Annotated in this window: 13 protein-coding genes and 1 rRNA gene; 2 read left to right on the top strand and 12 right to left on the bottom strand. The window is 70.6% G+C overall.

Annotation, left to right across the window (positions count from 1 at the left end; all coding sequences use genetic code 11):
* Nucleotides 1–106: 106 nt before the first annotated feature.
* Nucleotides 107–943 (top strand): hypothetical protein, encoded by an 837-nt coding sequence (locus ITJ69_RS14640; protein WP_194673129.1) that lies wholly within the window; start codon nt 107–109, stop codon nt 941–943.
* Between the two features lie 16 nt (nt 944–959).
* A complete protein-coding gene (locus ITJ69_RS14635) occupies nt 960–1,214 on the top strand; it encodes a hypothetical protein (protein WP_194673128.1) in 255 nt (84 codons plus the stop codon).
* 55 nt (nt 1,215–1,269) lie between these two features.
* Here ITJ69_RS14635 and ITJ69_RS14630 read toward each other — a convergent pair whose 3' ends face one another.
* The 12 genes from ITJ69_RS14630 to rrf all read right to left on the bottom strand — a co-directional run bounded on the left by ITJ69_RS14630 (nt 1,270) and on the right by rrf (nt 12,523).
* Complete coding sequence (locus ITJ69_RS14630; RefSeq protein ID WP_131921372.1) at nt 1,270–2,298, bottom strand: site-specific tyrosine recombinase XerD; 1,029 nt, start codon at nt 2,296–2,298, stop codon at nt 1,270–1,272.
* A gap of 64 nt (nt 2,299–2,362) precedes the next feature.
* The gene (locus ITJ69_RS14625; protein ID WP_194673127.1) at nt 2,363–2,944 is read right to left on the bottom strand and encodes a DUF1349 domain-containing protein; all 582 of its coding nucleotides are present in this window, start codon (nt 2,942–2,944) and stop codon (nt 2,363–2,365) included.
* Nucleotides 2,941–3,516 (bottom strand): NUDIX domain-containing protein, encoded by a 576-nt coding sequence (locus ITJ69_RS14620; protein WP_194673126.1) that lies wholly within the window; start codon nt 3,514–3,516, stop codon nt 2,941–2,943. The genes ITJ69_RS14625 and ITJ69_RS14620 overlap by 4 nt, the downstream gene beginning before the upstream one ends.
* Nucleotides 3,517–3,678: 162 nt before the next feature.
* Nucleotides 3,679–5,394 (bottom strand): CTP synthase, encoded by a 1,716-nt coding sequence (locus ITJ69_RS14615; RefSeq protein ID WP_185094304.1) that lies wholly within the window; start codon nt 5,392–5,394, stop codon nt 3,679–3,681.
* 197 nt (nt 5,395–5,591) lie between these two features.
* Entirely contained in the window at nt 5,592–7,286 is a 1,695-nt protein-coding gene (recN, locus tag ITJ69_RS14610; RefSeq protein WP_194673125.1) for a DNA repair protein RecN, read from the bottom strand.
* A 25-nt stretch (nt 7,287–7,311) separates the two neighbouring features.
* On the bottom strand, nt 7,312–8,241 hold the full coding sequence (locus tag ITJ69_RS14605; RefSeq protein ID WP_111086586.1) for an NAD kinase: 930 nt from the start codon (nt 8,239–8,241) through the stop codon (nt 7,312–7,314).
* Nucleotides 8,238–9,050 (bottom strand): TlyA family RNA methyltransferase, encoded by an 813-nt coding sequence (locus ITJ69_RS14600; RefSeq protein ID WP_243648996.1) that lies wholly within the window; start codon nt 9,048–9,050, stop codon nt 8,238–8,240. The genes ITJ69_RS14605 and ITJ69_RS14600 overlap by 4 nt, the downstream gene beginning before the upstream one ends.
* A 13-nt stretch (nt 9,051–9,063) precedes the next feature.
* Nucleotides 9,064–9,231: a hypothetical protein gene (locus ITJ69_RS14595; RefSeq protein WP_159572718.1), complete on the bottom strand. Its 168-nt coding sequence runs from the start codon at nt 9,229–9,231 to the stop codon at nt 9,064–9,066.
* 10 nt (nt 9,232–9,241) lie between these two features.
* The gene (locus ITJ69_RS14590) at nt 9,242–10,213 is read right to left on the bottom strand and encodes an HAD-IIA family hydrolase (protein ID WP_194673124.1); all 972 of its coding nucleotides are present in this window, start codon (nt 10,211–10,213) and stop codon (nt 9,242–9,244) included.
* Nucleotides 10,214–10,244: 31 nt separating this feature from the next.
* Complete coding sequence (locus ITJ69_RS14585) at nt 10,245–11,057, bottom strand: hypothetical protein (RefSeq protein ID WP_194673123.1); 813 nt, start codon at nt 11,055–11,057, stop codon at nt 10,245–10,247.
* A complete protein-coding gene (locus ITJ69_RS14580) occupies nt 11,048–12,013 on the bottom strand; it encodes a hypothetical protein (protein ID WP_194673122.1) in 966 nt (321 codons plus the stop codon). Before ITJ69_RS14580 ends, ITJ69_RS14585 begins: the two co-directional genes overlap by 10 nt.
* Nucleotides 12,014–12,406: 393 nt before the next feature.
* A 5S ribosomal RNA gene (gene rrf / locus ITJ69_RS14575) occupies nt 12,407–12,523 on the bottom strand.
* Nucleotides 12,524–12,657: the final 134 nt, after the last annotated feature.

Here is a 12,657-nt window from a genome sequence, read left to right as displayed (position 1 = left end):
CGTCGATCAGTCTCACCGATGGCAAAGGATTGCCAGGGGTTGAGGACTCTTAGATCCATCATGCAGTATTCCAGTACGGCACTGACGCCGTACTGGAGGGAGAACCATGAACAAGCTCGGGACGCGCGGGGCATCTGCTCTCGCGGCCATGTCGTCGGTCGTGCTGGGGTGTGCGCTCCTGTCCGCAACACCAGCCGCAGCGGCTCCCCTCGGAGAGGATCAAACGATCCGGGCCGTCGAGGCTGCGGAGCGCGCGCTTGGCCTCGCCGACGATTTCCTTCCGGACAGCCCTGCGGTGCTCGCATCGGGTGCCCCCTCAGCGGCCCCGGGCACATCATCGGGTACCACCATCACCCCCGGCCCGAACTCGGACCACGAGGCCGGCGTCCAGTACACAGCGGACCGGCTCGATGAGAACTCGACACGGTACGCAGCGGTGATGAGCGCTCCGGCATCGTCCAGTGCGAGCTGGGCGTTCAACGACGATGTCGAACTGGTGCTCCTCGAGGACGGGCGGGTGAGTGTGAGCGACGGCAACGGTGGTCTGATCGCCGGAATCGACGCACCGTGGGCGGTCGATGCGAGCGGACGAGCTCTGCCGACGAGCTACCGGGTCGACGGGGCAACGTTGGTCCAGAACATCCAAGTCGATTCGCGGACGGCCTATCCGGTCGTCGCCGATCCGCGCTACAGCACGTTCCCCGGTTACTGGACCGTCACCTTCAACCGAGCAGAGAGCGCCACGGTCGTCGGGACGGTCGCGAGCTGCGCCGCGCTCTTCTCCAAGTCACCCGTACCGATACTGCGGGCACTAACGGTCACCTGCGGTGTGCTCGCCGCGTTCAGCACGGCACAGCTCGCAGGGGGCAAGTGCGTGAAACTCCACCTGGCGGGGCTCCCCGGCGTCATCGCCCAGTGGTGGCCGACGTTCCCGAAGTGCTGAGCCGATGATCGCGCCCATGTTGGTCGGACTCTTCGTCGGGTTCGCCTTGTCCACGGCCGGGGAATTCACCGATCGCTGGACCTCGAGGCTCCTGCGTGTCCTGCCGATCGTCCTCTGGTTCGGATGGCTGGTCAGCGTGATGCCGGACGGGATCTCCGACGTCGAGCTGCGCCTCCTCGGTGTCGGGATGTTCGGTCTCCTGACCGGGATGTTCCTCGCCTGGGCCTCGTTCGGCCATCGGACGCGTCGCCGCCGGGGGCACTCGAACTGATGCGTGGCGGAAGGGTCTCGCCTTCGTGGGCGAGACCCTTCCGCCGCGACGAGACCTACCGCCGCGCCCGCGGATGCGCCGTCTGGTACACGTCCCGCAGCATGTCCGCCGTGACCATCGTGTAGATCTGGGTCGTCGCGACGCTCGCGTGCCCGAGCAACTCCTGCACCACGCGCACATCGGCACCGCCCTCGAGCAGGTGCGTCGCGAACGAGTGCCGGAACGTGTGCGGCGACACATGCGCCTCGAGTCCCGCCGCCTCGGCCGCCGACTGGATCACGAGCCACGCGCTCTGCCGCGACAGCCGGGCACCCCGCGCGCCGAGGAACAGCGCCGGCGTCGAGGCCCCTCGTGCCGCGAACACCGGCCGGGCCCGCACCAGGTAGGCGTCGATCGCCGCCCGGGCGAAGCTGCCGAGCGGCACGACCCGCTGCTTGTTCCCCTTGCCGGTGACCTTCACGACGGCGAGACCGTCGGCGTCCGGAGCCGAGTCGTCGGACAGCGTGGTCACGTCGTCCACCGACAACCCCACCGCCTCGGAGATCCGCGCGCCGGTGGCGTAGAGCAGTTCGAGCAACGCCTTGTCCCGCAGCCGCACGGGGTCGTCCACACCGGAAGCGCCGTCTGCGGAACCATCCGCAGAGCCGTCCGTCGACACCGCTCCGAGCAGCCGCTCCATGTCCTCCACCGAGATCGCCTTCGGCAGCCGCATCGGGGCCTTCGGCGGCCGGACGGCGGTGCCGGGGTCGAGCGGCAGCCAGCCCTCCCCCGCCGCGAAGGCCGTGAACGAGCGCACCGAGCTGAGCATCCGGGCGATCGACCTCGGCGCCAGCGGACCGTCCGGCTTCGTCGCCAGGTAGGTCACGAACTCCGACACGTCTGCCCGAGCGAGCCGCCCGACGTCGTCGATCGCAGACGCCCCGCCGGCGCGGTCGGCACCGTCGGACTCGACGACCGGAGCCGTCGCCAACCACGAGGTGAACACCGCCAGGTCACGCCGGTACGCCGACAGCGTGTGCTGTGACAGTCCCCGCTCGATCGCGACGTGCCGCAGGTACGTCTCCGTGGCACGGTCGAGGGGCATCACCTGAGCAGGCTAGCGGGCAGCACACCGAACGCCGGACGACGGACCGCGCGACGACAGCCCGTCAGTGCAGTGCCTCGTCGGGGGCCCCGACCCGGTACCCGGTGAACGTCACGGTCAGGCCGGCTCGCGTCGGAGCTGCACACAACAGTCCGGCCGACACGGCAGCATCGGGATCGAGGTACGCAACCCGCACCAGCCGGGGTTCCTCGTCGTCGGCCCACGCCCGGACGGTCACGGCATCACCGTCGCGGCTGGCCCGGACGGTCACCACACGTCCCACCCACTCCGGCACGGGCGCGACCGACCAGTCCGAGAAGTCACGGGTCACCACGGCGCCGAGCTGCGGCGTCCCGTCGGAGAACTCGACACCGGCCTTGATCCAGTTCCGCTCGTCGACGCGCAGGAAGAGACCGGCCTGGTCGAACTGCTCCGTGTAGTCGAGGACGAACGATGCCTCGACCGAGAACGACCCGTCGAGGGGCTGCACCAGCGCGTGCTCGGAGTCGTGGACGAACCCGTACGACGTGGTCCGCCAGGCGTCGCTGCCCTCGACCGCGGTCACGCGCAGCACGTCGCCGTCGAACTCCACGGCCTCGGGCTCGTGCGTCCACGTCGCCGCGTCGACCAGTTCTCGCAGGCTCATGCGCGGCCTCGCTCGAGCGCATCCACCGCGAGCACGGCCACGACCAGCCCGGAGTTGTGCAGCCGACCGTCGAGGATCGCCTCCACCAGCTCGGCCCGCGGCACCCACCGCTTCACGATGTCGGCCTCCTCGGCCTCGCGCTCGAACGCCGTCGTCGTGGGCCGCACGCCCCGGGCGCGGTAGACCTGCAGGAACTCGTTGCTCCCGCCGGACGACGTGTTGTACCGGACCAGCGGCTCCCACGTGTCCGCTTCGAGGTCGGCCTCTTCAGCGAGTTCGCGAGCGGCAGCGACCTGGAGGTCCTCGCCCTCGACGTCCAGCAGCCCGGCCGGCAGCTCCCAGTCGCGCACCCGAACCGGGTGTCGGTACTGCTGGATCACGAGGACACGGCCCTCGTCGTCCTCGGCGTAGACCGCGACTGCACCGGTGTGGTCGATGTACTCCCGCACCATCGTCTCGTCGTGGTATGCGATCGCGTCGCGGCGCACGTCCCAGACGGCGCCCTCGTACACGACGGTGGACTCGGTGACCTCGAACGAGGCGGCTTCGTCAGCGATGGGTGCGTCAGTCACGCAACCATCCAAGCACGCGCCCCTCGCGGAACCAGGTTCCGGACACAGCACCGCGTCGTTCCGTGGTTCCGTGTCCGGAACCAGGTTCCGTGGGCGCGACCACAGACGGACGGGAGGCGCGGTGCCAGCTGGCACCGCGCCTCCCGTCATCGACAACGCGCGTTACGCGACCTGCTCCTCGTTCTGCGGGTCGAACAGGCTGGACGCCTCGTGGCGCTCGATCGCGGCCGCGACGAGCCCCGCGAACAGCGGGTGCGCGTTCGTCGGACGCGAGCGCAGCTCCGGGTGCGCCTGCGTCGCGATGTAGAACGGGTGCACGTCACGCGGCAGCTCGACGTACTCGACCAGGGTTCCGTCGGGCGACGTGCCCGAGAACACCAGGCCGGCGTCCGCGATCTGCTGCCGGTACGTGTTGTTGACCTCGTAGCGGTGACGGTGGCGCTCGGACGCCTCGGGCGCACCGTAGAGCGACTCGGCCAACGACCCGGAGCTGAACGTCGCCGGGTACAGGCCGAGGCGCATGGTGCCGCCCAGGTCGCCACCGGCGATGATGTCCACCTGCTCCGCCATGGTCGCGATGACCGGCGTCGAGGTCTCCGGGTCGAACTCGGTGCTCGACGCGTCGGTCAGGCCGGCCTCGTGGCGGGCGTACTCGATGACCATGCACTGCAGGCCGAGGCACAGGCCGAGCGTCGGGATGCCCTGCTCACGGGCGAAGCGCAGCGCGCCGAGCTTGCCCTCGATGCCGCGCACGCCGAACCCGCCGGGGATGCAGATGCCGTCGACGTCGCCGAGCTGCTTCGCAGCGCCCTCGGGAGTGGTGCAGTCGTCGGAGACGACCCACTTCAGCGTCACCTTCGCGTCGTGCGCGAAGCCGCCGGCACGGAGCGCCTCGGTGACCGACAGGTAGGCGTCCGGCAGGTCGATGTACTTGCCGACGAGGGCGATCGTGACGTCCTTCTTCGGCTCGTGCACGGCACGGAGCACCGGGGTCCACGCGGTCCAGTCGACCGGGCCGGCCTCGAGCTTGAGCGCGTCGACGATGACCTGGTCGAGGCCCTGGTTGTTCAGCAGCGTCGGCAGGTCGTAGATCGACGGGACGTCCACGGCGTTCACCACGGCGTCCTCGTCGACGTCGCACATCAGCGCGATCTTCTTCTTGTTCGAGTCCGACACCGGGCGGTCCGACCGCAGCACGAGGGCGTCGGGCTGGATGCCGATCGAGCGGAGCGCGGCGACCGAGTGCTGCGTCGGCTTCGTCTTCTGCTCACCCGAGGCGTTCATGAACGGCACGAGCGACACGTGCACGAAGAACACGTTGTTGCGGCCGAGCTCGTGGCGCACCTGGCGCGCCGACTCGATGAACGGCTGCGACTCGATGTCGCCGACGGTGCCGCCGACCTCGGTGATGATGACGTCGGGCTGCGGGTCGTTCTCCGCCTGCTCGCGCATCCGACGCTTGATCTCGTCGGTGATGTGCGGGATGACCTGCACGGTGTCACCGAGGTACTCGCCGCGACGCTCCTTGGCGATCACCGTCGAGTACACCTGGCCGGTCGTGACGTTCGCCGACTGCGCCAGGTTGATGTCGAGGAAGCGCTCGTAGTGTCCGATGTCGAGGTCCGTCTCCGCACCGTCGTCGGTCACGAAGACCTCGCCGTGCTGGAACGGGTTCATGGTGCCCGGGTCCACGTTGAGGTACGGGTCGAGCTTCTGCATGACGACCTTGAGGCCGCGAGCCGTCAGGAGATTGCCGAGGCTGGCTGCCGTCAGGCCCTTGCCGAGAGACGAGACGACCCCGCCGGTCACGAAGATCTGCTTCGTCACCTTCGGGGTCGGGGTGTTTGCCTGGGTACCGCTGCTGAGAGTGTCCGCCACGGGATTCCATCGTACGTCAGAACTGCCGGGAGGCGCGACCCGGGTTCGCCGTGGGCGTTGCGCGGGGTGGGTGGCCGGGTGTTCGGGCCGTGCGCGCGTGGGCGCGCGTGCTTGCCTGCGTGCTTGCCTGCGCGCTTGCCTGCGTGCTTGCCTGCGTGCTTGCGTGCGCGCGTGCTTGCTTGCGGCCGTGTGGCAGGTCAGGCCGTCTGGCCGGCCACGTCGAGCAGTTCGCGGGCGTGTTCCACGCCGCTCGCGCTGTCGCCGAGCCCCGAGAGCAACCGCGCCATCTCCTGCAGGCGGTCGTCGCCCTCGAGCCGTCGCACACTCGACGAGGTCACGGCGCCGCTGGCGTCCTTCACCACGTTGAGGTGGTTGTTCGCGAACGCCGCGACCTGCGCCAGGTGGGTGACGACGATGACCTGCGTGCGCTCGGCGAGCTTCGCCAGCCGACGGCCGATCTCGATCGCCGCGGCACCGCCCACGCCCGCGTCGACCTCGTCGAAGACGAACGTCGGCACGGTCGTGCTGCCGGCCATCACGACCTCGATCGCGAGCATCACGCGCGACAGCTCGCCGCCCGATGCCCCCCTGCCGATCGGTCGGGGGTCGGTGCCGGAGTGCGGCTGCAGCAGGATCGACACCTGGTCGCGTCCGTGTCGGCGGTACTCCCCCGCATCGGTGACCTCGACCACCAGGGTGGCGCCGGCCATCGCGAGCGTCTTCAGCTCGGTCGTGACGCGCTTCGCGAGGTCCGCTGCCGCCTTCGTGCGGGCAGCGGTCAACGCGGCCGCGGCCACCCCGAGTGCCTGTTCGTCCTGTTCGACGGACTGCTGGAGGGCGGCGATGCGGTCGTCGTCGCCGTCCAGCTCGAGCAGGCGGTCGCTCGCCCGCTGCCCGTAGTCGATGACGTCGTCGACGGTCTCGCCGTACTTGCGGGTGAGGCCGGCGAGCAGGGCGCGCCGTTCGTTGATGAGCTCGAGGTCGTGACCGGCCTCGGGCTCGAGCGAGCCGAGGTAGCTGGAGATGCTCGCCGAGGCCTCGGCCGCCTGGATGCCGAGCTCCGTGAGCTGTTCGAGCACGGGCTGCAGGGCGGCGTCGGAGTCGGCGACCCGCTCGACGGCGCGTCGGGCGGACTCGACCAGGCCGACGACGTCGGAGACGCCGTCGAGGGACTCGCTGGACAGGGCCTCGTGCGCCAGGGCCGCGGACAGCCGGAGTTCCTCGAGGTTGCCGAGCCGGTCGGCGCGCTCGGCGAGCTCGACGTCCTCGCCGGGCTGCGGGTCGGCCGCTTCGATCTCGTCCGAGGCAGCGCGGATCCGGTCGGCTTCGGCCACCCGCTCGTCGCGGTCGCGCGTCAGTGTCTCGAGTTCGCCCGTGTGCTGCTGCCACGCGTCGTACGCGGCGACGTACCGGTTCAGGGCCTTCTCGAGGGCCGCCCCGCCGAAGCCGTCGAGCGCCGCACGCTGCGCGGTCGACGAGGTCAGTCGGATCTGGTCGGACTGGCCGTGCACCGTCACGAGCTGGTCCGCGAGTTCACCGAGCACGGCGACGGGAGCGCTGCGGCCCCCGACGGTCGCACGGCTGCGCCCCTCGGCCGAGACCGTGCGCGTGAGGATCAGTTCGCCGTCCTCCACCGCGCCGCCGGCGTCCTCGACGCGTTCGGCGACGGCAGCGTGCTCGGGGACGTTCCACCGGCCCTCGACCACGGCGCTCGAGGCACCACGGCGGACAGAACCGGCGTCCGCCCGAGCACCGAGCAACAGCCCGAGGGCCGTGACGATCATGGTCTTGCCGGCACCGGTCTCGCCCGTGACGACGGTGAACCCCGGACCGAGTTCGAGCGTGGTCTCGCCGATGACCCCGAGGTCACGGATCGCGATCTCCTCGATCATCGGTGGTGCTCCTCGCCTCGGCCGGTCACAGGTGGTCCTCGTCCTCGTCGGTCTGCGGCCCGCGCCACCCGGTGACCGGGAGCCGGAACTTCGCGACCAACCGGTCGGTGAAGGGAGCGTCCTTGAGGCGCGCGACCCGCACGGGGTCCGGCGACCGTCGGACCTCGACGCGAGCGCCCGGCGGCAGGTCGTGCGTCCGGCGGCCGTCGCACCACAGCACCCCGACACCGCTCGTGCGCCGCAGGACCTCGATCGCGAGCGTGCAGTCCGGGCCCACCACGATCGGGCGGGCGAACAGGGCGTGCGCGCTGAGCGGCACCATCAGCAGGGCGTCGACGTCGGGCCAGACGATGGGACCGCCGCCGGAGAACGAGTACGCCGTGGACCCGGTGGGGGTCGACACGACGACGCCGTCGCACCCGAACGAGGACAGCGGGCGACCGTCGACCTCGGTCACCACTTCGAGCATGCGCTCGCGCGAGGCCTTCTCGATGGTGGCCTCGTTGAGCGCCCAACTCGAGTAGACGATCTGGTTGCCGACGACCACGTCGACCTGCAGGGTGACGCGCTCCTCGACGTGGTACTCACCCGACAGCGCACGCTCGACGGTCTCGGCGAGGGCGTCCCGCTCGCTCTCCGCCAGGAAGCCCACGTGCCCGAGGTTCACGCCGACGATCGGCGCCCGCGTCTCGCGCACGAGTTCGGCCGCACGCAGGATCGTGCCGTCGCCGCCGAGCACGATGACGATCTCGAGCTGGTCCGCCTGGACGTCGACGCCCAGGATGTCGACCTGCCCCACCGAAGCTTCGGCCCGCCGGATGTCGGCGTACTCGTCGAACGGCATCACCGGGATCAGACCGGCGGCGTGCAGGAGGTCGCAGACCTCGACCGCAGCGTCGATCGAGTCACGGCGACCCGTGTGGGAGACGAGCAGGATGTGCCGGTCGTCGCTCATGCGGTCCCCTCTGTGAGTTCGGTTGCCCGGACTCTCCATTCTGTCGGATTGCCACCGACACCACGCTGGAAGCGCGCGAGGTACTCGTGGTTCCCGTGCGTCCCGATGATGGGCGACGCCGCGAGCCCGGTGGTCCCGAAGCCCAGGTCCCATGCGGCCCACAGGACGTTCATCAGGGCGTCGTCTCGGAGTGCTGGATCGTGCACGATGCCCTCGCGCACCCCGCCGCGACCGACCTCGAACTGCGGCTTCACCAACAGGACGAAGTCGTCGGCGGGGACGGCGTCGGCCAGGGCGGGCAGCACGAGCCGGAGCGAGATGAAGGACAGGTCGCCGACCACCAGGGTCGTCTCGGCTGCGGCGCCGTCGAGCGCGAGGTAGTCCGACCGGGTCAGGCTGCGGGCGTTGGTGCCCTCGACCACGGCGACACGCTCGTCGACGGCGATCGTCGGGTGCAGTTGCCCGTGCCCGACGTCGAGCGCGATGACCCGGCGAGCACCACGGGCCAGGAGCACCTGCGTGAAGCCACCCGTGCTCGCACCGACGTCGAGCACCACACGGCCGGACGGGTCGACGCCGAACGCATCGAGCGCTCCGACCAGCTTCTGGGCAGCGCGGGAGACCCACTCGTCGGCCGCGTCGACCACGATGCCGGCAGCCGGCGAGGTCGGGGTGGAGGGCTTCACGACAGGACGACCGTCGACCGTCACCCGGCCGTCCTGGATGAGCTTGGTGGCAGCGGTGCGCGAACGCGCGAGGCCACGTGTCGCGAGCAGGGCGTCGAGGCGGACCGGGGTCGCGTCGGGCACGGCTCCGTCCGGTTCAGGCACTCGCGGTGCCGCCGCTCTCGAGCCGCGTGCGCAGCTCGTCGTGGAGTGCCGAGAACGCGTCTGCACGTTCGACGAGCGGCAGGGTCTCGGCCGCCGAGGTGCGCGCGGCGAACTCGTCCTGCGGTTCCAGGTCGGCGGACGGCTGCTCGGGGTTCGGCACGTCCGACACGCTACTCGCCGCCGTACAGCTGCGGGTCCACGTCGAGGCCGTAGATGGCCAGACCGGACTCCCAGATCAGCGCAGCGCCGGCGCGGAGCCGATCGATGTCGCTGCCCGCGTCGAGCACCCGCACCACGTGTCCCCGCATCGCCACGGTGGCGCTGCCGACGTTGACGTACCGCGTGCCGTCCTCGTCCTGCCGCCGGACGGTCACCGGGTAGGGCTCGGACAGACCACGGAGGTCCTCGAGCACGAACACCGGACGCGAGCGCTGATCGGCCGCGAGCACCTGCTTCGCCTGGTCGATGCCCGTGAGCACGAGGACGCTCGGGATCCCGACGTCGTTCGCTCCCTTGATGTCGGTGTCGAGACGGTCGCCGATGAAAAGTGTCTTCCCGCCGCCGAACCGCTCGACCGCGGCGTCGAAGATCGGGCGCTCCGGCTTACCGGCGACCACGGGCATCCTCCCCACGGCCTGGTGGACCGCGGACACGAGCGTGCCGTTGCCGGGGGCGATGCCGCGCTCGACCGGGATCGACCAGTCCATGTTCGTGGCGACCCACGGGATCGCCGGGTCGGCCAACGCGAACGACGCCTCGGCCAGTTCCTTCCACCCGAGGTCCGGGGAGAAGCCCTGGATGACCGCGGCCGGGGAGTCCTCGGCACTGGTCGTCACCGTGAAGCCGGCGGCCTCGACGATGCTCGACAGTCCCAGCCCACCGGTGACGAGCACCGTCGCGCCGGCGGGCACCAGCGTCGACAGGAGCTGCACGCCCGCCTGCGACGACGTGACGACGTCGTCCTCGGACACCTCGAGCCCGTAGCGCTCGAGGTGCTCGGCGACGTCGATCGGTCGTCGGGACGCGTTGTTGGTGATGTACCCGACCCGTGCGGTCAGCGAGGCCCGTGTGAGCGCCTCGACCGCGTGCGGGATCGCGTTCCGCCCCCGGTAGACGACGCCGTCGAGGTCCGTGAGCACCACGTCGACGCCGTCCGTCGGCGCGGTCGGGACGTCAGTCGGCTGCGGAGCCGTCGACGTCGCGGGGGTTGTCGTCGTCGAGCTCGCCGGGCTCGTCGGCGTCGCCGGGTTCGCCGACGACGTCGGGCTCGGCGAGGGCTGGCTCGTCGTCGTCGTCGAGGTCGGCGTCGTCGTCGAGCTGGTCGGTGTCGTCGAGCTCGCCGGCGTCTCCGTGTTCTTCGACTTCGAGCGTTTCCTCGACCACATCAACTGTCTCCCAAGCGTTCTCGTCGGCGGCTTCGGCGAGAGCCGTTGCCGCACGGTCGACACGGGCCCACCACTCGTCGGCCTCGTCCTGGCGGCCGAGCTCTTCGAGCGTGGCCGCGTAAGCACTGTAGAGCGCCGGTGACCACGTGTAGGCCGTGGACGGGTCCAGCTGTGGAATCTCCAGCTCGCCCAGGGCAGCTGTGGGGTTCCCGAGGTCGATGCGTGCGCCGGACATCGCGATCGCGAGTTCGACCTGTACGGCGGCGTCGAGCGCGGCACGCTCCACCGAACGGCCGAGTTCGAGCGCGCGCTCCGGGCGGCCGAGGCCTCGTTCGCAGTCCACCATCATCGGGAGCTGGTCGTTGCGGCCGGAGATGCGCCGGTAGGTGCGGAGCTCGCGCAGCGCGGTCGCGAAGTCCCCCAGGCGGTACGCCGTGATCGCAGCGGTCTCGCGGACGACACCGACGCGACCGGCACGGCGAGCGGCGCTCAGAGCGTGCTCGTTCGCCAGAGCGGGGTCCTCGTCGACGAACAGCGCCGCGGCCACGAGGTGCCGGGCGACCCAGTCAGCGTTGTCCTTGCTGAGCGTCTTCAGCTCCATGCGCGCTGCGGGGTCGAGGTCGCGCGCATCGATCTCGTCGGGGATGTCCGGGTCGTCGTGGCGCGGGCGGATCGACTTCGTGCCGTACGGGTCGCGGTCTTCCCAGTCGTCGCGGGCTGCCTCGCCGAACCGTGCGCCGGCGTGACGCGTCCCGTCGCCGAAGCGGCGTCGGTCGTCGCCACCGTCCTGACGCGGGCGGTCGCCACCACGGGCCGGACGGTCCGAAGCACCCCGGAAGGACGGACGGTCGCCGTCACGAGGCGGACGGTCGCCGTCGCGGGCCGGACGGTCGCCGTCGCGGGCCGGACGGTCGGAGCCACCGCGGTACGCGGGACGGTCAGAGCCGCCGCGGTACGCGGGACGGTCGCCGTCACGACGCGGACGGTCCGATGAACCGCCACGGTACGACGGACGGTCGCCATCACGAGCCGGGCGGTCAGAGCCGCCGCGGTACGGGCGGTCTCCATCGCGAGCAGGACGGTCGGACCCACCGCGGTACGCGGGGCGGTCACCATCACGACGCGGACGATCCGAACCACCCTGGTACGGGCGGTCACCATCACGACGCGGACGATCCGAACCACCACGGTGAGCAGGACGATCGCCATCGCGGGCGGGACGGGCGGGACGGTCGGGTCGGTCCGACCCACCGCGGTACGCGGGGCGGTCACCATCACGACGCGGACGATCCGAACCACCACGGTAGGCGGGACGGTCGCCGTCCCGCGCGGGGCGGTCTGACCGGAACGGACGGTCCCCGTCGCGGCTCGGACGCTCAGCGCCGCGGGGGCCGTCGCCGCGCGGCGGACGGCCGGAATCGCTGCGATCGCTCCGCCACGACGGACGATCGTCACGGTCTCCGGAGCGGAACGGACGGTCGCCACCGCTCCGCGGCGCACTGTCGCGACGTGCAGCGCCGTCGCGGAACGGACGGTCGGAGCGCTCAGGACGGTCACGGCGGTCGCCCTCACGGCGTTCGAAGTCCCGTGGACCGGACGACCAACGGCCTCCGCTCGCAGCGTCTCCACGCGGACCTCCGTCGCGTCGAGGGGCTCGGTCGTCCCGTCGGGGTCGGTCTCCCCGGTCGCCGTCGTTCCGCCGCTCGTCGTCGTTCGCCACCGTTGCTCCTCATCGCGTGCCCGAGCCGAAGGCCGGGCGTTCGTCCGCTGTGTCGTTGTGTTGGGTGCCGCGTCGGTCGGACCGACGTTCGAGCTCCAGTCCATCACGAACCGGAGCCGACGTCGAGCGACGAGCGGCAAAACAGAAATGGCCACCGGCCACCACCGTGAACGAGGGTCTCCCCTGCGAATTCACGATGGAGGGCCGATGGCCACATCTTCTTACGTTAAGTCCGGCGGCGTCCTACTCTCCCACAAGGTCCCCCTTGCAGTACCATCGGCGCTGAGAGGCTTAGCTTCCGGGTTCGGAATGTGACCGGGCGTTTCCCTCTCGCTATGACCACCGGAACACTCTCGACCATCAATCTGGTCTCAAACATGTTCCGGCTGCTGCCCACGAATGGGCAGAGCGGTGTATTCAGTTTGATTCCCGATCGTCTGTCGGGAACCACAAAGTGGACGCGAGCCCGTGCAACAAGTGC

Source organism: Curtobacterium sp. VKM Ac-2887 (genome assembly GCF_015350935.1).
GTDB lineage: Bacteria > Actinomycetota > Actinomycetes > Actinomycetales > Microbacteriaceae > Curtobacterium.
The sequence above is the reverse complement of the archived record's forward strand: the minus strand, read 5'-3'. Positions and strand labels throughout refer to the sequence as shown.